General features: G+C 68.8%; 18 protein-coding genes. 2 read left to right on the top strand and 16 right to left on the bottom strand.

What is annotated here, in order from left to right:
- Positions 1-181 precede the first annotated feature (181 nt).
- The gene (locus EHF32_RS12915; protein WP_137418563.1) at positions 182-511 is read left to right on the top strand and encodes a hypothetical protein; all 330 of its coding nucleotides are present in this window, start codon (positions 182-184) and stop codon (positions 509-511) included.
- Positions 512-634: 123 nt separating this feature from the next.
- Here EHF32_RS12915 and EHF32_RS12910 read toward each other — a convergent pair whose 3' ends face one another.
- The 5 genes from EHF32_RS12910 to EHF32_RS12890 all read right to left on the bottom strand — a co-directional run bounded on the left by EHF32_RS12910 (position 635) and on the right by EHF32_RS12890 (position 5,807).
- Positions 635-1,924, bottom strand: a complete 1,290-nt coding sequence (locus tag EHF32_RS12910; RefSeq protein ID WP_137418562.1) for an acyltransferase family protein — start codon at positions 1,922-1,924, stop codon at positions 635-637.
- A gap of 97 nt (positions 1,925-2,021) precedes the next feature.
- The gene (locus EHF32_RS12905; RefSeq protein WP_137418561.1) at positions 2,022-2,693 is read right to left on the bottom strand and encodes a response regulator; all 672 of its coding nucleotides are present in this window, start codon (positions 2,691-2,693) and stop codon (positions 2,022-2,024) included.
- Positions 2,690-3,889, bottom strand: coding sequence for a sensor histidine kinase (locus EHF32_RS12900; protein WP_137418560.1), 1,200 nt, complete (start codon positions 3,887-3,889; stop codon positions 2,690-2,692). Before EHF32_RS12900 ends, EHF32_RS12905 begins: the two co-directional genes overlap by 4 nt.
- Positions 3,886-4,536 (bottom strand): DedA family protein, encoded by a 651-nt coding sequence (locus EHF32_RS12895; RefSeq protein ID WP_137418559.1) that lies wholly within the window; start codon positions 4,534-4,536, stop codon positions 3,886-3,888. The genes EHF32_RS12900 and EHF32_RS12895 overlap by 4 nt, the downstream gene beginning before the upstream one ends.
- Before the next feature lie 218 nt (positions 4,537-4,754).
- Positions 4,755-5,807, bottom strand: a complete 1,053-nt coding sequence (locus EHF32_RS12890) for a dihydroorotate oxidase (RefSeq protein ID WP_137418558.1) — start codon at positions 5,805-5,807, stop codon at positions 4,755-4,757.
- 117 nt (positions 5,808-5,924) lie between these two features.
- On the opposite strand from EHF32_RS12890, the gene EHF32_RS12885 reads away from it, so the two are divergent.
- Complete coding sequence (locus EHF32_RS12885) at positions 5,925-6,137, top strand: hypothetical protein (protein WP_137418557.1); 213 nt, start codon at positions 5,925-5,927, stop codon at positions 6,135-6,137.
- Between the two features lie 28 nt (positions 6,138-6,165).
- Here the strand turns inward: EHF32_RS12885 and EHF32_RS12880 are convergent, their stop codons facing one another.
- From EHF32_RS12880 to EHF32_RS12830, 11 genes are all read right to left on the bottom strand, one after another.
- Positions 6,166-7,077: an alpha/beta hydrolase gene (locus EHF32_RS12880; protein ID WP_137418556.1), complete on the bottom strand. Its 912-nt coding sequence runs from the start codon at positions 7,075-7,077 to the stop codon at positions 6,166-6,168.
- A 39-nt stretch (positions 7,078-7,116) separates the two neighbouring features.
- Complete coding sequence (locus tag EHF32_RS12875) at positions 7,117-8,043, bottom strand: carbohydrate kinase family protein (RefSeq protein WP_137418555.1); 927 nt, start codon at positions 8,041-8,043, stop codon at positions 7,117-7,119.
- Entirely contained in the window at positions 8,040-9,512 is a 1,473-nt protein-coding gene (locus tag EHF32_RS12870; protein WP_137418554.1) for a glycoside hydrolase family 32 protein, read from the bottom strand. The genes EHF32_RS12875 and EHF32_RS12870 overlap by 4 nt, the downstream gene beginning before the upstream one ends.
- Positions 9,509-11,011 (bottom strand): glycoside hydrolase family 32 protein, encoded by a 1,503-nt coding sequence (locus tag EHF32_RS12865; RefSeq protein WP_137418553.1) that lies wholly within the window; start codon positions 11,009-11,011, stop codon positions 9,509-9,511. The genes EHF32_RS12870 and EHF32_RS12865 overlap by 4 nt, the downstream gene beginning before the upstream one ends.
- On the bottom strand, positions 11,008-12,039 hold the full coding sequence (locus EHF32_RS12860) for an ABC transporter ATP-binding protein (protein WP_137418552.1): 1,032 nt from the start codon (positions 12,037-12,039) through the stop codon (positions 11,008-11,010). The genes EHF32_RS12865 and EHF32_RS12860 overlap by 4 nt, the downstream gene beginning before the upstream one ends.
- Complete coding sequence (locus EHF32_RS12855; protein WP_137418551.1) at positions 12,036-12,953, bottom strand: ABC transporter ATP-binding protein; 918 nt, start codon at positions 12,951-12,953, stop codon at positions 12,036-12,038. The genes EHF32_RS12860 and EHF32_RS12855 overlap by 4 nt, the downstream gene beginning before the upstream one ends.
- Positions 12,950-13,963 (bottom strand): ABC transporter permease, encoded by a 1,014-nt coding sequence (locus EHF32_RS12850; protein ID WP_137418550.1) that lies wholly within the window; start codon positions 13,961-13,963, stop codon positions 12,950-12,952. The genes EHF32_RS12855 and EHF32_RS12850 overlap by 4 nt, the downstream gene beginning before the upstream one ends.
- Positions 13,964-13,976: 13 nt before the next feature.
- Positions 13,977-14,954 carry an ABC transporter permease gene (locus tag EHF32_RS12845; RefSeq protein WP_137418549.1) on the bottom strand — a complete coding sequence of 326 codons (978 nt, stop codon included), beginning with the start codon at positions 14,952-14,954 and terminating at the stop codon, positions 13,977-13,979.
- A 64-nt stretch (positions 14,955-15,018) separates the two neighbouring features.
- Complete coding sequence (locus EHF32_RS12840; RefSeq protein ID WP_137418548.1) at positions 15,019-16,686, bottom strand: ABC transporter substrate-binding protein; 1,668 nt, start codon at positions 16,684-16,686, stop codon at positions 15,019-15,021.
- A gap of 69 nt (positions 16,687-16,755) precedes the next feature.
- Positions 16,756-17,778, bottom strand: coding sequence for a LacI family DNA-binding transcriptional regulator (locus EHF32_RS12835; protein WP_137418547.1), 1,023 nt, complete (start codon positions 17,776-17,778; stop codon positions 16,756-16,758).
- Positions 17,779-17,902: 124 nt separating this feature from the next.
- Positions 17,903-18,895 carry a LacI family DNA-binding transcriptional regulator gene (locus EHF32_RS12830; protein WP_137418546.1) on the bottom strand — a complete coding sequence of 331 codons (993 nt, stop codon included), beginning with the start codon at positions 18,893-18,895 and terminating at the stop codon, positions 17,903-17,905.
- Positions 18,896-18,905 lie beyond the last annotated feature (10 nt).

Below are 18,905 nucleotides of genomic sequence, written 5' to 3'. Positions count from 1 at the left end.
GGGGCCCCGTGCCTGGCCTCCTTCCTTCCCGCCTTCCACCCCGGCTCGCCCCCCCGCTTCGTGCGGCAGCTTGGCCGCGCCCCCCTCCCCGCTTCGCCTGTCACAGATCGACGGCTTCGCGTCGATCTGTGACAGGCGAAGCGGGTTCGGTACTGTCGGGACTGTCGACCGAGGGGGAGAAGTGACCGCATCCGATCAGCCGATGCGCCGCCGCAAGCCGAAGCTCGATGCGTGGGGCACGACCGGTGTCGCCATGGCGGCGATCGCCATCCTGCCGACCCTCGGCATCTTCCTGATCGGCTTCATCCCCGACATGAACCCGATCTGGTGGCTGGGGATCCTGCTCATCCCGATGCTCGCCGTCATCGGCGCGGCTGTGCTGCTCCTGGGTGTCGTCGGCGCGGTCGTTGGCGCGCGGCGCGGCACCTCGTACGGACTGTCGATCGCCTCGATCGTGCTCGGCATCGTCATGATCGCCCCCATCGCCTGGCTCTGGTTCAGCGGCGCCTGAGCGGGCTCGCGGCCGCATCCGCCGCTCGCCGCCGGTCGGAGATTCGCGCGAATGTCGGAGGATTCCCGCCGGATCTTCCGACCGGAGCCCGTTTCTCCGACGAGACGGAGCAGACCGACCCGGTCAGCCCGCCGCCAGGGCCGACCCCTGCGCGCCGCCGCGGATGCGGGCGAGCGCGCTGAGGCCGAGGGCGATCGCCGCGATCGCGGTCAGCACGCTCGTGCCCGCCGCCAGCAGCAGCACGATCGCCGCCAGTCCGAGCAGCACGGCATGGGAGATGCGCGCGACGGATGCGGTGGGCCGCGGCATCCGGCGTCGTTCCAGGCCCGCGAGCGCCCACGCCACCACCGCCGTCAGCGACAGGGCGACGACGAACCACGGGAGTCGGGTGAGCCACCACGTCGGGCTCGAGGGCTCGGGCAGCTCGAGACCGGTGGTGAGGGCGAAGAGCGCCGATGCCCCCGCCATCGTGAGCAGCACCGGCATGTGCCAGAGGTAGATGGTCATCGTGCGGGCCGTCACGAATCCGGTGAACGCCGCCACCGGCGGGCGACGGCTCGCCGCGGCGAGCGGTGCGCGCAGCAGCGAGAGCAGCGTGGTCTGAGCCAGCCCGACCAGCAGCAGCGCCGTCGTGGGCGGGTTGAGGTTCTCGTAGAGATCGGCGGAGAACACGCCGCCGATCATGCTCGACGCCAGCACGGCGACCGCCGCGACGCCGATCACGACGCGCGTGCGTCGGCGTAGCGCGTCGATGGTGCCGTCGGCCATGACGAAGCCGAGCTGCTGCAGCGCCAGCCACACGCACGCGAGGTTGAGCATGCCGATGGCATCGATGCCGGTGACCGCGCGCATCGCGTCGACGGCGCCGGCGGCCGCGACCAGCAGCACGATCGTCCGAAGCGGCGCGCGTTCGTGGGCGGCGAGCAGCGCGGGAAGAAGCGCCTGGCACAGCAGGAACACGGCGAGGAACCACAGCGGCTGCGCGTATCGGAAGCCGGCGATCCGCACGAGCTCGCCGTCGACGCCGGCGGCCAGGAGGGCGGCGAGCGCGACGGCGACCACCGCGAAGGTGAGCAGCGCCGGCACGAGCAGGCGATGCACGCGCGCGGCCACGAAGGCACCCGCTGTCCCCCCGGTGCGACGCATCCGTCGATACGCGAGCGCGCCCGCATAGCCGCCGATGACGAAGAACAGGGGCATGATCTGCGCGACCCACGTCAGCGGGGCGAACCAGGCGGTGTCCTCGGCGGCGTTCGCGAAGACGGGACCTGCGGGGGTGACGGTGACGCCGACCATGACGGCGTGGAGGAGCACGACGATGACGACGCAGATCGCGCGTGCGAGATCGATCCCGGTGTCGCGGTCCGCGGCGGGTGCGATCGCGGTCCGCGGTGCGGTGAGCGTGGTGACCATGCGTCCTCCTCGAGTGGGTCTCGAGAAGGCTATGGATGCGGCCGGTGCTGCGGCATCACTCCCAGGGGTCGTCCGACCCCCTACCTCGGAGTGAGATTCAGGATGCGGGCTCGGCGAGGCCCGCGTCGTAGGCGAAGATCACGGCCTGCACGCGGTCGCGTGCGCCGATCTTCGCGAGCAGCTTGCCGACGTGCGTCTTCACGGTCTGCTCGGCGATGAACAGCTCGCCCGCGATCTCGGTGTTCGACATGCCCTTCGCGAGCAGCACCAGCACCTCGCGCTCCCGGTCGGTGAGCTCCGCCAGCTGCGCTCCGCCTCGCGGCGCACGCGGCTTCTGCGTGGCGAACTGGGAGATCAGCCGTCGCGTGACGCGGGGCGAGAGCAGGGCGTCCCCGGCGGCGACGACCCGGACGGCCTGCACGAGCTCCTCGGGCAGCGCGTCCTTGAGCAGGAAGCCGCTCGCCCCCGCCTGGAGCGCGTCGTACACGTAGTCGTCGATGTCGAACGTGGTCAGCATGAGGATGCGCGGCACGTGTGCGGCGGGGTACGCGGGCCCCAGGATGCGGCGGGTCGCCGCGATCCCGTCGAGCTGCGGCATCCGCACATCCATGAGGATGACGTCGGGCTCGAGGCGCGCCGCGAGCGCGACCGCCTCCTGCCCGTCGGCCGCCTGCCCGACGACGCGGATGCCCTCCTGGGCGTCGAGGAGCGCGGCGAAGCCCGCGCGCACCATCGCCTGGTCGTCGGCGATCAGCACGGCGATGCTCATGGGGACTCCTCGCCGGCGGTCGGCAGTGTCGCCGCCACCGTCCATCCTCCCGCGGGATCGGCGCCGACGGTGACCGTTCCGCCCAGCAGGGCGACGCGCTCGCGGATGCCGCGGAGCCCGTGACCCGCTCCGGACGCGTCGACCGTCTGCTCGGGCGACGTCGTATTGTGCACGCGGATCGTGACCTGCCCATCGCGCGCCTCGACTCGGACCTCGATCACCGCACCGGGAGCATGACGCACCGCGTTGCTCAGCGCCTCCTGCACGATGCGGTACACGGCGATCTGCACGCCCGCGGGCGGCGGGGTCGTCATGACGGCGAGCGACAGGCCGACCTGCACCCCCGCGCGACGGACACTGTCCACCAGGTCGGGGATGTCCGCCATCCCCTGCTGCGGCGCCAGCTCGGGGGCCTGCTCCTCGGTGCGGAGCACGCCCAGCAGCCGGCGCATCTCCCTCAGCGACGCGCGCGCCGACGCCGCGATGTCGTCGAACTCCTGCACCGTCTCATCGGAGAGGTCGGCGAGGCGGTACCGGGCGGTGGAGGCCTGCACCTGGATCACCGACATGCTGTGGGCGAGCACGTCGTGCAGTTCGCGGGCGATGCGCGTGCGCTCCTCGACGAGCATGCGCCGGGACTGTTCGGATGCGGTCAGCTCGCGCTCGCGGGTGAGCTGCTCGTTCAAGCGGATGCGGCCCGCCAGGAGCACTCCGATGAGCAGCACCGCGGTGGAGATCGACGCGGTGACGATGAGGTTCGCGGTGGCGGCGGGCGCCGCATCCGTGATGATCAACGGCGCGACGAGCGAACCGAGGTTGCCGATGGCCCACGGCCACCGGCCGAGTCGCCAGCCGTGCAGCGTCGTGATCACCAGGACGAAGACGAGGAAGGCGATCATCGCCGGCACCGACCACGGCCAGGGCCATGCGCCGTCGTGCGGAACGCTCACGACCAGGGGGAGCACGAGGGCCGTGACGCCGAAGACCACGATGGCGGTGCGTGGGCGCGTGAGGGAGATCCACGGCGCCGCACACACGCCCGCGCCGAGGAGCATCGCAAGCGGCAGCGGGGTGCCGTAGAAGACGGCGTGCAGCGGCACGAGGACGCTGAAGAGAGCGACGCCCGTGACGGCGAGCGCGACGAGCCCGAGGATCTGCGAACGCGTGCGCGGGGCGGAGCGCGGGATCTCGGTCATGCTCCCAGTGTGGCCGACACGGGCTGGCGCTCCATCGCCTCGGGCACGTCGCGAGCGCGGCGTCGCAGCGCAGCGATGCGGTCGATGACGATGCCCACTCCGAGGGCGAGGGCGACGCCGATCACGGCGCTCAGCGCAGGCTGGTCGCCGAGCCACTGCCCCGCGAGGGTTCCGATGACGACGCTGTAGAGCGCCCAGCTGACTCCGGCGACGACGCTCAGCGGAGCGAACCGACGCCACGGGTAACCCAGCGCTCCGGCAGACATGTTCACGGCGACCCGACCGACCGGGATGTAGCGGGCACCCAGGATGAGGGGAGCACCGCGCGTGGTGAGCGCCGCGCGAGCGCGCGCGAAGGCTCCCGCGACGCGGGGGCGCCGCATCCAGCCGTACCGGGTCGTGCCGACCCTGCCGCCGATCGCGTAGGCGATGTTGTCGCCGATGGCGGCACCGAGCGCGGCCACGAGGCACAGCGCGACGAGTGTGGGCACGTCTCCGGTGGCGGCGGCCACGGCGGCCGCGGCGACGAGCACCGTCTCGCTGGGCATCGGCGGGAAGAACCCGTCGATCACGGCGGCGGCGAACATGACCGGCAGCAGCCACGGCGAGGCGGCGGCTTGGAGGATGAGATCGGTGACGACGTCCACGCCTCGACGCTACGAATCGAGGCGGCTCCCCCACATCCCTCGGAAGTATCTCCCGCGTGATACCTGAGAGGGGTTCGTATGTCGGTCGACGCCCCCTCGGCTCCCGTCGGAGATTCGCCCGGATGTCGGAGGATTCCGCCCCGGACCTCCGACCGGAGCCCGATTCTCCGACGCCCGAGCGCAGCCCGAGCGCAGCACCGGGCGAGCAGGCCCCGTCGTCAGCCCGCGGCGACCCGCACCTCGCGCGCGAGGTGCGGGTGCCACATCGCCCCCGTGGCGCTCATGACCGCATCCGCTCCCGCCGCGCGGTACGCCAGATAGTCGGCCGTGCTCGCCACGCCGCCGGTGCCCACGATCGCGAAGTCGGCGTTACGCAGCGCGCGGATGCGGGCGAGCCGGCGGGTCATCTCGAGCCCCGCCCACCGGATGGCGGCGCCGCAGACGCCCGCGCTCTCGCGTCCGGCGCCGAGCGCAGGTGCCCCGGATGCGGTCACGAGCCGAGCGGGGATCGTGTTCACCCCGGCGTACCCCGCCACGAACTCCGCGGTCGCGTCCACGAACCGTTCGAGGGCCGCATCCGTGTCGAAGTACGCGAGCTTGACGAGCAGGGGGGTGTCGCCGATCTCGTCTTTCACGACGGCGAGGATGCGGCGCACGCGCGGCGTGTCGAAGCAGAGCAGGGATGCGGCGCCCTCGTTCGGGCACGACAGGTTGAGCTCGAGCACCGCGGCGCCGGTCTCGATGACCAGCCGGGCGGCACGGAGGTGATCGGCCACGAGCGCCAGTTCGCCGCCGGAGCCGCGGGTGCCCTGGAAGCTGCCGATGAGCAGCTGACCTTCCCCCGCCGCGGCGACAGCCGCGGCCATATCGGGTTGCCAGACGTCGGGATCGCGCGAGGGCACCCCGAACGAGTTGCTGATCGACACGGGCTCGGAGAACTCGCCGTCCGCGCGGACGGCGCCGGCATCTGGCGCGAGGTCGCCGTCGACGTGCACCGCGAGCACGTTCGGGTACGGGTTGCTGGGGTGCGCGCGCGTGCGCACCGTCTTGTAGACGGCGAGGTCGTAGCCGTGCGCGAAGGCGGCCGCGACGAACCGCGCGTTCAGCAACGGCCCCGCAGGGATGCCGAACGGGATGCCGACGGCGCGTCCGAGGAAGCTGTTTCCCGAGGCCGGAGGGGCCGCATCCACCGCGGGCTCGGCGAATGCTCCGAACGGCCCGCGCGCGTAGTTCTGCTCGTAGGTCAGGGTCGGATCGTAGAAGGGGAGCACCGCCGACGAGCGTAGGCATCGGCGTCGGCGCCGCGACCCGGCGCGAACCGTGAGAAGGTCGCATTCTCCGTCGCGAGGGGGATCCGCCGGACGCTGGAACGCTCGTAGGCTCGCGGCATGAGCGACCAGAAGCAGTCCTGGAACTCGACGTACGCGACGGTCGGCTTCACCTTCTTCACCCTGGCCGTCGTCTTCTGGCTCACGATGGACAACGTCGCGATCGCGCTGCCGTTCTTCGTCCTGGCGATCACGTTCGTCGTCATCGGCATAACCTCCCAGGGCAGCAAGACCGACGACGCCGAAGAGACCGGCGACACCGATAAGGAGTGATGCGCGTTCACTCCGCCATGGCGAGAATCTAGCCCGAACTCACGCCCGCCGGGTCGTCCGCGAAGCGCGCGACGAGGTCGTAGGCCTCGCGCGCTTCCCGCGTCCAGTACGCGCCCGGGTACACGTGGAAGCCGTCCGGGGCGACGACCAGCCGCACGGGACTGCCGGCCCGGCTCGCCTTCTCGGCGAAGAGCTGTGCGTCGGCGAGGAAGATGTCGCGTCCGCCCTGGAACAGCAGGGTCGGCGGCAGGTCGGCGAGGTTGTCGAAGATCGGGCTGATCTGCGGGTCGTCTGTCGGCAGGGTCCCCGCCCACGCGACACCCGCCGCGCGTAGGCCATCGCAGCGCAGCGACGGATCGCGGCGCTGCAGACGCGCCGCCTCGGGATTGCGCATCGTCGGGTCGACCCACGGCGCGAGCAGGATGAGGCCGTCGATCGGGCGACGGCGTTCGTCCCGCACGCGCAGCGCCAGCGAGAGGGCCACGTTGCCGCCGGCGGAGTCTCCGGCGACGAACAACCGAGTGGTGCGCAGGTCGTCCGCGACGTGCGCATAGACGGCATCGACGAAGGCTCGCGCCTGGTCGTACGTGTGCTCGGGGGTGAGCGGATAGTCGACGATCGTGACGGCAGCGCGCGTGCGCGTCATCAGCCTGCGGATGATCCACCAGTGCGCCGTGACGAGCGGATTCACGAAGCCGCCGCCGGGGAAGTAGATCAGCTCGCGACCCGCGACGTGATCGGCAGGCTGCCACCGTCGGACGACCCGACCCCCGATCGTTCGCTCGGTCATCTCACCCCACCGCGCGGCGTTGCGCGGAACGCGCTCGGGCGCCCGAGCCGGGTCGAGGCTCTGCAGATAGGCACTGCCGGAGAGGTCGCGCCGGGTCTTGCCCGCCGTCAGCCAGAGCAGGCCGGAGGTGAGGGTCATCAGCAGCGTCACGTGCTCACCTTACGAGAGCGGTGATCGCCGCAGCGGGCGTCACGGGCCGTCCTGTCGGACCGCCCCGTCCAGGGCGGAACCGATCTCCGCTGCCGTCGGAAGGTCGGCCCCTACGCGCTGCACCGTAATCGCGGCCGCCGTCACGGTGTAGCGCCCGACAGCGTCGAGCAACTCCGTGGTTGGTGCGGCAAGCAGCTGCGGATGCCAGAGCAACTGCGCGATGAGCGCCGCCATGAACGTGTCCCCCGCTCCGACGGTGTCTCTGACCGTCACCGCTGGAGCGACGATGGAGCGCATGATGTCGCCACCAGCGATCAACGCTCCCGCCCCGCCGCGCGTCACAGCGACGAGCCGAGGCCCCATCACGAGGAGCCGACGCGCTACCGACTCCTCCCCAGCGCCCGGGTACAGCCACTCGGCGTCTTCATCGCTCAGCTTCACGACGTCGGACATGGCGGCGAGCCTCTCGAAGCGAGCAAGGGCGCTCGCATGGTCGGGGACGAGTGCCTCGCGGATGTTGGGGTCGAAGGTGACCGCCACGTCCGCCCCACGCCCCTCGAGCGCCCGTTCCACCGTAGAGGCGCCGGGCTCCAGAAAGGCCGCCACTGATCCCACGTGGACCACCGAGGCACTGGTCGACCGCGGCGGGACCGGGAGGTGCCAACTCACGTCGAACGTGTATCGGGCCGCCCCGTCGGATCCGATCTCGGCGAGCGCGGACGAGGTGACGGGGAGCGACCAGGACGCCTCGGCGACATCCACGCCCGCGGCCGCGAGATGCGCCGCGATCCGCTCGCCGCGCGCGTCTCGCGCCAGCGCCGTGTGGAAGTCCACACTCACGCCCTGACGGGCCAGGCCGAGAGCGACGTTCGCGGGCGATCCGCCGACGACTTCGGTCTCGTCTCGTTCTGGGCTGCGCACGATGTCGATGACGCTCTCGCCGACCACGAGCACCTCGCCGCTCATGAACGCGGTTCTGGCAGCACCGCCAGCTCGCGGATGGTCACATCGCGGAAGGCGGTGCTCCCGCCTCGGCTATGCAGCCTGATGCCTTCATCACCCGCCAGCGGGAACACCCGATGGGACAGCACGATCTCGCCGTCACCGACGAAGAGTTCGACGCTCGTGCGGTCGACGAGAAGACGGATGTCGACCTTCCGAGCCATGGTCCGCCGGAGGGGTGCGATCGTTCGCCCGGGCATGGGATTGCCCGTCAGGCTGCGATCGAGATAGACCTCGGAGGCGGACACATCCACGCCCGCGCCGACGAGGCGTGTCCCGCCCCTCGATCGACACACCTCGAGGCCGACATCCGTCACCTGGGTGTCCCAGCGGAGCTCGGTCGTCAGTTCGTAGGCGTCCGACCGCACATCGAGGTCGAAATGGCCGCGAACCTCGAATTCGCCTAGCTCGTGGATGCGAGTCGTGTAGGACGTCAGTGCCGCCGTGGGCGCGGAGAGGAGCCGGTAGCCGCGGTCGTCGCGCACGAGCCGCAGGTCGCGGACGATCATGTCGTCGCCGTTGTAGCCGTCACTCACGATCGTGGGCGTGTTGTGGGGGTAGTCCCAGAAGTTCGCCCAGCCGATGACGTGACGCATCCTGGGATCCTCCGCGCCGTCGACGAGGTGGTGCGGGTACGTGACGGCTCCGTAGAAGTCGAAGCCCCAGTCCAACCAGGACGGTTCATGCGCGTCGGCGACGAATCCTGTCCCGTCGAACTCGCCGCTCCAGTACGCATACGTCGCGGGCAGCCCGCGGTGTTTGGCGTTCGCGCTGACGCCGAGGATCCAGGTCGACGATCCGTCGTCCGCGGTCATCTCGAAGATGTCGGGGCACTCCAGCAAGCCGAGGTCGTCGCGCGCGAACTCTCCCACTCGTGACCACGATGTGAGATCCGGCGATGCGTAGAAGCCGAGCCGATCTCCCTCCGCGAGCGCCATGAACCAGCGCTCGCGACGGGCGTCCCAGATGACCTTCGGGTCACGGAAGTCCGGAGTCTGCTCAGCCGTCAGCACCGGACCCTCGTGACCGGGCCGGAAGGTGCGACCGCCGTCCACCGAGTACCACAAGAACTGCGCCTGCCCTCCCTCGGGCACCCGGTCCACGCCGGCCTGCGTCACGAGGGCGACGATCGCTCCCTCACCGAACCCCGCCGTGTTCTGCGCGTCGACCACGAGAGAACCCGACCAGCAATCTCCTTCTGCGTTCGTGAACTTCTCGATGGCGATGCCTTGGTCGACGAAGCGCACGTGATCCCGCGTCGTCGCCCGACGCCAGGAGGTCCCGATGCCACCCGCCAGGTAGTCCGCGTTGTACAGGTAGTAGTAGTGGTACTCGCCATCGACGAAGATCGGGCGCTGGGGATCGTTCTTCCAGTTGTCGGGGACGCTGAAGTGATACCGAGGACGCCTGGTGAGGGCGGAGGACGAAGTCATTCGGCGAGTCCGCCCATCGCGTGCGTCGCTCGCGAGACCGACGCCATCTCCCACACACGCACGCGAACCTCTCCTGCGTCGCCCGAGATCCGCGCATGCACGGCATCGTCGCTCGTCGGATAGATCCGCGCTGTCAGCGCGACGCCGCCGACGAAGATCTCCAGCGCGGAATGGTCGATCAGCACCCGCACGTCGATCGCTCCGTCCGCAGGTAGCGCGACGGTGCCCGAGCGCACAGTCGCGTCCGCATCGGGATCGAGACTGGAACGCGAACGATCCAGAACGACCTCAGCACGATCATCGTCGCGGCGCACGGTAAGGACGGTGCGTTCGTCATCATCGGACGTGGCGCATAGGACGACGATCGCCTGGCCCTCATCGGCCAGGGTGAGCCGCACCTCGATGTCGAGCTGATTCCCACGGCCGAGGTCCAGCGCGTGCGCGCTCAGCTGCGCGGAGGCGTCGACCAGCTGTGTCGCGCGAAGAGCGTCCACTTCCGGCGCGGGCGCCTGATGCACCGTCCCGTCTGGTCCGGGCGTGATCACGCGGGGAAGCGACATGACTCCCGACCATCCTGCGGCGATCGACGCACTGTCCGGACGGCCCTCCTGCAGCCACCCGAACATCAGGCGTCGACCGGATTCGTCACGCATCGACTGAGGGGCGTAGAAGTAACGGCCGCCTAGGTCGAGGCGATGCAGGGAGACGGGTTCGAAGTGGTCACCCTCGTATCGACCCGACCAGTAGAGCGGATGATGGGTGACACCGTCGTTCCAGGCGGAGAAGACGAGGATGTCCCGTTCGACGGAATCGTCATCTCGCAGCCGGAACAGGTCGACGCACTCCCACATGGTGCCTGTCCAGTCGTCGGAGCCCGGGTCGCCCGCCGAAGCATCGCCCACCATCAGAGGCCCGAGGAAGCGCCACGTGCGCAGGTCCTCGGACTCGTAGAGGAAGGCCGTCCCGCCCTGGCCACGGATGCCGGAGCCGATGAGCTGCCGCCACACCTCTCCCTCACGCCAGACGCAGTGGTCACGAAACGCGGTGACATCGGCGCGGGGCGGGGCGTCGATCACGGGATTCCCGGGATCCTTCGTCCACTCCGCAAGGTCGGGGCTCCCGGTGGCTATGCACGGAAGCTCCACCCCGTCGTGACGGCCCGAGTACACCAGGGTCGGGGTCTCACCGTCGTAAACGAGCACCCCTGACCAGCATCCGTCGACGTCCGGTCCTGCGCTCGGGGTGAGCGCGATCGGCAGGTCCCGCCAGTGCACGAGGTCTGTGCTGACAGCGTGGCCCCAGTGGATCCGGTCGTGCACGGGAGCGGCCGGGTTGAACTGGTAGAAGAGGTGGTACTCGCCGTGACGTTGCGTGAGGCCGTTCGGGTCGTTGAGCCACCCCGCCGGGGCCGTGAAGTGATACGCGGGCCGGTGCGGATCTGCACCAGCCCGCCTGATGAGCTCGGCGGGAACGGGTGTGTACGCGGTGGTCGCGCTCATGCGGCAGTGCCTTCTTCTGAGGGGTCGGTGGATTCGAGTGCGGTGCCGGGAGCACCCGCCGGCGGGGCGTACAAGCCGCAGCGCACCCAGTGCTCCGGCGATGTGCTGACGGTATGGAACACCGCTCTCGTCGACGAGCACACGCGGTCGGAATCACCCTCGAACGCGCAGGAGACGGGACGCATCACCGCCTGCCGCAGCCCGGCGCGCTCCGCCGCGTCGAAGCCGCCCCGTCGGTGGGGGTCGGGCACCGCCGAGATCAGCAGTCGGGTGTACGGATGCCGCGGGTCGGCGAGGAGCGCCATCGCATCGCCGCCCTCGACGAACTCCCCCGCGAACATGACGACGATGCGGTCCGCGAGGTATCGCGCCGACGCCAGATCATGCGTGATGTAGAGCATGGAGATGCCCTGCTCCTCGCAGAGGGATCGCATGAGGTTCAGCACTCCGATCCGTACCGACACGTCCAGCATCGAGGTCGGTTCGTCGGCCAGGATCAGTCGAGGATTCGCCGCCAGCGCCCGCGCGATGGCGACGCGCTGGCGCTGACCTCCGGACAGTTCGTGCGGGTAGCGCTCCAGCATCTCCGCCGGCAGGTCGACCTTGTCCATGAGACGACGTTTGGCCGTCTCCAGTGCCGCAGAACCCGAGACGGCGTCGTGCAGACGCAGCGGCCGCTCCAGGAAGTGCCCCACACGATGCACCGGGTTGAGGGAGCCGAACGGGTCTTGGAAGATCATCTGGACGGCGGAACGATACGCACGACTCGCGCGCCGTGGCTCGGCGCGCATCATGTCCTTCCCTTCGAAGAGGAAGGTGCCCGCAGAGGGCTGCTCGAGTCGGGCGAGACAACGCGCGAGCGTCGACTTGCCGCTGCCCGACTCGCCCACGAGCGCAACGATCTCGCCCGGCGCGATGTCGAGATCGACGCCGCCGAGAGCTCGCACGCGGCTCCGTGAGAACATTCCGCCGATCGAGAAGGTCTTCTCGAGTCCGCGAACGGAGAGCACGGGGGTCTGCGCATTCATCGGGTCACCTCCGGGAGGGGGGATTCGCCGGCGACGGGGGCGGCGAAGTGATCGGGTCCGACCTTCACCAGATCGGGGATGTCGTGGAACCGGATGCCCTCGCCGAGACCGCGCAGGCGCGTGCGAGGGCCGCTCATGGGAGGGAACGCATTCATGAGCGCCCGCGTGTAGGGATGGCTCGGCTTCTCGAACACGATGTCGGCGGGTGCCGTCTCCACGAAGCGGCCGGCGTACATGACGGCCATCCGGTCGCTGAGCTCCACCATGAGCGACATGTCGTGGGTGATGAACAGGACGGCGAACCCGAGCTCTCGCTGCAGGTCTTTGATCTGGGCCATGATCTCCTGCTGCACGACGACGTCCAGCGCGGTCGTCGGCTCGTCCATGATCAGCAGCGGCGGGCGCAGAGCGGTCGCCATCGCGATCACGACGCGTTGCCGCATCCCGCCGGAGAGCTGATGCGGATACGAGCGCAGCCTGTCGTGCGGAATGCCGACGAGATCGAGCAGCCCTGCCGCGCGCCTAAGCGCCTGCTTCTTGGGGATCCCCTCGTGCGCCGTGTAGATGTCGGCGATCTGGTCACCGATCGTCATGACCGGATTGAGCGAGTTCATCGCGCTCTGGAAGACCATCGCCACCTGTCGCCAACGGAACCGGCGGAGTTCCTCGGCGCTCAGCTGCAACACGTCGGTGCCGCGGAAGCGGATGGAACCGCCGGCGATCACCGCGGGATCGCGAAGCAGTCGAAGGATCGCGTTGGCGATGGTCGACTTTCCGCAACCCGACTCACCCGCGAGCCCGAAGACCTCGCCCTCCTCGACGGAGAAGGTGACGCGATCGACCGCACGGACGGTCCGGGCATCGGTGACGTACTCGACCGAGAGGTCCTGGACCTCGAGCAGAGGAGCGCTCATCGGACTCCCTCCTTCTTCGTCGGCCGAGCATCCCCATCCACACCGACGACGGCGGTGGGAGACATCGGCGAGACCCGTCGGCGTGGCTTGCGCAGTCGGGGGTTCGTGGTCTCGTCGACGCCGTAGTTGACGAGGGCCAGGGCGAAGGCGACCAGCGCGATGCAGACTCCCGGAGGAACGAAGATCCACCACGATCCGGTCAACAGCGCACCGTCGTTGCTCGCCCAGTAGAGGTTCGTGCCCCAGCTCACGGTCGAGATGTCGCCGAGCCCGAGGAACTCCAATCCGGCTTGCGAGCCGATGCCGAAGATGACGCACGACAGCAACGTGCTCATGACGATCGACGCCATGTTCGGCAGCATCTCGCGGAACATGATGCGCACCGACGACTCTCCCGTGACCTGGGCGGCAGCGACGAAATCCTTGCCGCGGATCGACAGGGCCTGAGAACGAAGCACCCGAGCGCTGCCGGCCCAGCCCGTGATAACGAGCACGATGATCACAGTGCCGATCCCCTGTGGCAGGAAGGCGGCAAGGATGACCAGAAGCGGGAGGCCCGGCAGCAGAAGGAAGACGTTGGTCACCAGCGAGAGGAGGTTGTCGACGGCTTTGCCGAGGTAGGCCGACGCGAGGCCGACGAGCAGGCCGACGAGAGTCGCGAGGATGCCGACGGTGAACCCCACGAACAGGGACGAGCGGGCTCCCCAGATGTTCAAGGCCAGCACGTCCTGCCCCTTCGCGGTCGTGCCCAGAAGGTGCTCCGCTGAGGGCGGTTGGGCGCCGAGGCCCTGGATGAGGGTGGGATCGCCCGGTGCAATGACCGGCGCGAGCAGCGCGATGACCGCGAACACGGCCAGGATGATCAGCCCCGCGACCGCTTTTCCGTTTGCGAGGAGGCCCCGCAGCAGGCCGTCGCGTCCTCTCGGCTTTCGGCGTGGCCCGGTTTGCGGTTCGGTCGCACCGCCGAGGTCGAGTTCGGCCTGAGCGCGAGGATCTTGGGCGAGAGACATGGTCACGCTCCGATCAGTTGACGCGGACGCGTGGATCGAGCCGCACGTAGGCGATGTCCACGAGGAAGTTGGCGACCAGCACGGCGGTGGTGATCGTGAGGAACAGCCCCTGCATGAGGGGGTAGTCGAGGTTCTGGACGGCGGAGAGGAGCTGATACCCCACACCCGGGTAGGCGAAGACGACCTCCGTCAGCAGCGCTCCGCCCACGATGAATCCCAGCGACATGCCGAAGGCGGTGACCGACGGCAGAAGTGCGTTCCGGGCGGCGTAGCCGAACATGATCCGGTTGCGTCGCAGGCCCTTCGCCTCGGCCATGGTGATGTAGTCCTCGGCGCTGGTGGAGATCATCGTGTTGCGCATGCCCAGCATCCAGCCGCCGATGGACACCAGGACGATGGATGCGGCGGGCAGGAACAGATGCGTCGCGACGTCGCCGATGAAGGCGAAGGACAGTTCGGGGGTTGCACCGACGGAGAACGCGTGGCGAAGCGGGAACCAGCCGAGCGTCACCCCGAAGAGGTACAGGAGCCCCATCGCGAGCCAAAAGTACGGGAAGGATCCGATGAAGATCAGCAGGGGCGGCAGCACCGAGTCGAGCACCCCGCCCCGCCGCCATGCGGCGAGGATGCCCAGGAGGTTGCCCACGACCGTCGCTATGACGAGCGAGGTGAGACCCAGCAGGAGCGTCCAACCGATCTGCGTCGAGATGACCTCAGTGACCGGGGTCGGGAATCGAGAGATCGAGAACCCGAAGTCTCCGGAGAAGATCTGCCCGAGATACCGGAAGTACTGCTCCCAGAGCGGCGCGTCGTCGAGTCCGAAGGAGTGCCGCAGCGCCTCGATCTGGTCGGGGCGGATGGATCCCTGCAGGCGCGCCACCATCCGGGTGACCGGGTCACCGGGCATGAGGCGCGGGAGCATGAAGTTCAAGGTGATGGAGACCCAGAAGGCCACCAGGTAGAAGCCCAGGCGCCGAAGGATGTAGCCCATGTTCTTTCTCCTCCCGACTCGCCGTGCCGCCCGCTGTGGGCGAGCGGCACGGCGAGTCCGGGTGTCAGCCCTTGACGGGCTCGAGGGTGGTGAGGATCAGGACGGCGCTGCGGGTGCGGACGGCCCCGAGGCTCGCGTAGGGGTTGTCCTCATTCGGCCATCCCGTGAAGCGCAGCGTGCTCGCCGCTCCGAACTCCGGACCCGGGAAGAGCGGGACGACGGGGAGCACTTCGGAGAAGAGCGCCTGCAGGTCGTTCATGACGGACTTCTGCCCGTCTTCGCTCGAGGTCGCGGCGAACTGGGCAAGGAGGGCGTCCGCCTCCGCGTTTCCGTAACGGTGGTAGTTCTCGAACGTCTGCTGCCCGTCCGGCTTGACCGTCTCCGTCGACATGACGCCGCGGAAGAACTGGTACGGCGTGGGGGCGTTGTTGCTCCACACGATGCCGGAATCGAAGGATCCGTTCTCGTAGCTCGACACGACATCGGCCCAGTCGCGGGCGGCGACGTTGACCGTCACCCCGAGCTCGGCGAGGTTCTGAGAGATCACATTGCCTACCGACACCCAGTCGCTGGACGTGGTCCCGACAGAGAAGTCGAATGTGAACGGGCTGCCGTCGGGGAGGACTCTCTTGCCGTCCGATCCCATCGTGATGCCCGCATCGTCCAGCAGAGCGCCCGCTTCGGCGAGGTCGTGCTTCGTCCAGTCGCATGAGTCCGCGACGGACGCATCCCGCCAGGTGTCATACGCCCCGGAGAGGCCGGTGCAGTCCGCGGGGACGGTGTAGCCCTGCATGCCGATCGAGGTGACCTGCTCGCGGTCCACGGCCATCGACAGCGCCGTGCGGACCCTGACATCGTCGAACGGCGCCTTCGTCGTGTTGAACTGCCAGCTGATCATCGAACCGGTGGTGGGGAACCAGTAGAAACGGTGCTCCGGATCCTTCGCGATGAAGGCCTGCTCGATGTTCGGGATGAACTGAGGGGCCCAGTCCACGTCACCGTTCGCGGCGGCGAGATTCGCCCCGTCGTTGCCGGCGAAGGCGAGCATGCGGACGCCTTCGATCTTCTGCTTCTCCGGCTGCCAGTAGTTCGGGTTCTTCAGCAGATCGAAGGACTGCGCCTGGAAGTTGGTCACCTGCGTGTAGGGGCCTGTGCCGACCGGATCCGGGTTCGTGAACTTCGACGGATCGTCCTGCTCGTCCCAGATGTGGGAGGGCGCGATGATCTGCTGGCCGACATCCAGCAAGGCCGGCGAGAACGGGGTGTTGAATGCGAAGGCCACCGTCTCGTCGTCCACAGCCGTCACCGTGTCGATGTAGTCGAAGCCCCCTCGGATCTCCCGCTGCAAGGCGAAGCTCGTGACGACGTCCTGGGCGATGAGGGGCTCACCGTCGGACCACTTCACCCCTTCGCGCAGATGGAAGGTGATCCCCGTGCCGTCCGGCGCGACCTCCCAGTCGGTGGCGAGCCACGGCGTGGTGGTCCCGTCGGCGGGGTTGAAGACGAGCATCGACTCATAGATGGCCACCTGGGTCATCGGGAAGTCGGGGTTCGCGAACGGGTTGAAGTTGCGATCGAAGGTGCCCATGTCCTCACGCGGGATGGTGAGCAGCTGTGTACCGTCGAGGTCGGCCGACGAGCGGGCTGCGCCCGCGGCGCAGCCCGACAGCAGGAGCGCCCCTGCGGTCACGACGGCGGCCAGGATGGCCGCCCTTCTTCTGCGAAGTGCCATGATTGGTGCTGTTCCTTTCTTCTCTTCCGCGTTGAAGCCGAAGACTGATGCTCGTCCCGGGATGTCCAGTCACACGGACGAGCGTTCGAGGAGCGGGCAGTCGACCGTCACGATGTTCGTGACGGTCGACTCTCCCGCGGTGATCCGGGCGAGGAGGTCCACGCCCATCGCGCCCATCTGTTCGAAGGGCAGTGCCACGGTCGTCAGTTTCGGCCGCAGGTAGCTCGCGATGAGCTCCTGATTGTCGAAGCCGATGACGGCGACGTCTTCGGGGATGCGCAGCCCGCGTTCCTTGATCGCGTCGTACGCACCCATGGCCATCCGGTCGTTCGCGCAGAAGATCGCGGTGGGCGGCAGCGGAAGATCCAGAAGGTGCTCCGCCGCTGAGAACCCGCCATCGGCCGTCGCGTGACCGACGACCTCGAGAGCTGCGTCCGCATCGATGTGCCGTTCACGCAGGGCGTGCACATAGCCTTCGCGCCGTCCGACCGCCGCCGGGATGCCGGCATCCAGGTTGATGAAGCCGATGCGACGGTGGCCTGCCTGCAGCAGACGCTCGGTCGCACGGTAGCCGCCGATCCTCTCATCGGGAACGACGGCGGGGAATCGCTCCTCGACATCGAAGCAGTTCACGAGCACCGTAGGCACCTCGAGCGCGATGTCGGGGATGCTGACGCCGCGGTGCCAGGTGGCGGCGTAGATGAGACCCTCCACGCGCTGCTCGAGCAGGCGCTCGATCGCCGCGGTCTCGGCCGCCGGATCCGATTCCGTCGAGGCGATCAGAAGATACTTGCCGTCGCCCATGGCTCGGTCTTGCGCCCCCTTGATCACATCGACGGCGAACGGAGCTGTGACGATCTCAGTGACCAGCCCGTACCAGTCGCTACGCTGCTGCGCCAGCGCCCGCGCACCCGCGTTTGGGCGATAGCCGAGTTCGCTCGCCGCCTGGATGACACGCTGACGTGTGTCGTGCGCGAGTGTGACGTCGAAGCGATCGTTGAGCACCAGCGAGACGGCCGTGCGCGAAACGCCGGCCTGCTCGGCCACGTCCTTCATCGTCACGGCGCGCGTACGCGGGGTCTTCTTCGACATGAGCTCTCGATGGTGAGTAAGTGACTAACTCGCGTTAGTCGATGCGTGGTCGATGTTAACGCGAGTTAGCTGACGCTGTCAATCACACTGGACCGCGAATGCAGGACCGGCGTCGCGCCGTCGATCAGGCGGAGGAACGCTCGACGAGAGTCCCCCGGAGAACGGCCCCCGCGAAGGTGTCCATGTCGCCATTGAGCGCTTCGACGGCCGCTGCGCCCATCTCCTCGAACGGGAGGGCGACGGTGGTGAGGGCGGGTCGCAGATACGCCGCGACGATCTCCTGATCGTCGTAGCCGACCACCCGGATGTCGTCGGGGATGCGCATGCCCGCCTCACGTGCGGCGTCGAACGCACCCATGGCCATGCGATCCGTGCCGCAGAACAAGGCGTCGGGCGGATCCACCCGCCGCAGCATGGCGGTGGCCAGCTCGAAGCCGGATGCGGCGTCGGCGGGGCCTTGCGCCACGAGCGCCGGGTCCACCGCGATGCCGGCCTCCCGCAGTGCGCGTTCGTACCCGCGGCGACGCCCGGCAGAGGGGAGCGGCGCATCCAGGTTGAGCAGTCCGATCCGGCGCCGCCCACCCTCGATCAGTCGCCGAGTAGCGGTGTAACCGCCGTGCTCTTCGTCGGGCAGGATCGACGGATACCGGCCGTCGGCGTCCTCGCAATGCACGAGTACGACCGGCACTTCCGACGCCGCGGCGGGCAGCGATACCGAGATGTGCCCCGCAGTCGCGTAGATAAGACCCTCGATGCGACGCTCCAGCAGCATCTCGAGCATCGCAGTGTCCGCCGACGCATCCTGATCGATGCTCACGATCAGGAGCACCTGACCACGCGCCCACGCGGCTCTCTGCGCACCGGTGATGATCCCGCCACCGAAGGGGCTGCTCGCGATGTCGGTGACCAACCCCAACAGGTTCGTCCGACTCGACGCGAGTGAGCGAGCGGCAGCGTGAGGACGGTACCCCAGCTCTTCGACGGCATCCCAGACGCGCCGCTTCGTCTCGTCGGCGATCCTGATGTCCGTGCGGTCGTTGATGACGAACGAGACGGTGCTGCGACTGAGCCCCAGATGGCGAGCGATGTCATCCATCGACACGCGGCGCTGAGGCATCCCTCATTCT

This window comes from Microbacterium sp. RG1, assembly GCF_005347485.1.
Taxonomy (GTDB): Bacteria; Actinomycetota; Actinomycetes; order Actinomycetales; family Microbacteriaceae; genus Microbacterium; species Microbacterium binotii_A.
This window is presented reverse-complemented; position numbering and strand designations above follow the sequence as displayed.

What these genes read in the sequence shown, in the direction of transcription:
- EHF32_RS12855 (WP_137418551.1), bottom strand. Translation starts at nt 12,953, where the DNA reads ATGAGCGCTCCTCTGCTCGAGGTCCAGGACCTCTCGGTCGAGTACGTC.
- EHF32_RS12845 (WP_137418549.1), bottom strand. Translation starts at nt 14,954, where the DNA reads ATGGGCTACATCCTTCGGCGCCTGGGCTTCTACCTGGTGGCCTTCTGG.
- EHF32_RS12860 (WP_137418552.1), bottom strand. Translation starts at nt 12,039, where the DNA reads ATGAATGCGCAGACCCCCGTGCTCTCCGTTCGCGGACTCGAGAAGACC.
- EHF32_RS12885 (WP_137418557.1), top strand. Translation starts at nt 5,925, where the DNA reads ATGAGCGACCAGAAGCAGTCCTGGAACTCGACGTACGCGACGGTCGGC.
- EHF32_RS12900 (WP_137418560.1), bottom strand. Translation starts at nt 3,889, where the DNA reads ATGACCGAGATCCCGCGCTCCGCCCCGCGCACGCGTTCGCAGATCCTC.
- EHF32_RS12875 (WP_137418555.1), bottom strand. Translation starts at nt 8,043, where the DNA reads ATGAGCGGCGAGGTGCTCGTGGTCGGCGAGAGCGTCATCGACATCGTG.
- EHF32_RS12830 (WP_137418546.1), bottom strand. Translation starts at nt 18,895, where the DNA reads ATGCCTCAGCGCCGCGTGTCGATGGATGACATCGCTCGCCATCTGGGG.
- EHF32_RS12870 (WP_137418554.1), bottom strand. Translation starts at nt 9,512, where the DNA reads ATGACTTCGTCCTCCGCCCTCACCAGGCGTCCTCGGTATCACTTCAGC.
- EHF32_RS12850 (WP_137418550.1), bottom strand. Translation starts at nt 13,963, where the DNA reads ATGTCTCTCGCCCAAGATCCTCGCGCTCAGGCCGAACTCGACCTCGGC.
- EHF32_RS12905 (WP_137418561.1), bottom strand. Translation starts at nt 2,693, where the DNA reads ATGAGCATCGCCGTGCTGATCGCCGACGACCAGGCGATGGTGCGCGCG.
- EHF32_RS12910 (WP_137418562.1), bottom strand. Translation starts at nt 1,924, where the DNA reads ATGGTCACCACGCTCACCGCACCGCGGACCGCGATCGCACCCGCCGCG.
- EHF32_RS12840 (WP_137418548.1), bottom strand. Translation starts at nt 16,686, where the DNA reads ATGGCACTTCGCAGAAGAAGGGCGGCCATCCTGGCCGCCGTCGTGACC.
- EHF32_RS12865 (WP_137418553.1), bottom strand. Translation starts at nt 11,011, where the DNA reads ATGAGCGCGACCACCGCGTACACACCCGTTCCCGCCGAGCTCATCAGG.
- EHF32_RS12835 (WP_137418547.1), bottom strand. Translation starts at nt 17,778, where the DNA reads ATGTCGAAGAAGACCCCGCGTACGCGCGCCGTGACGATGAAGGACGTG.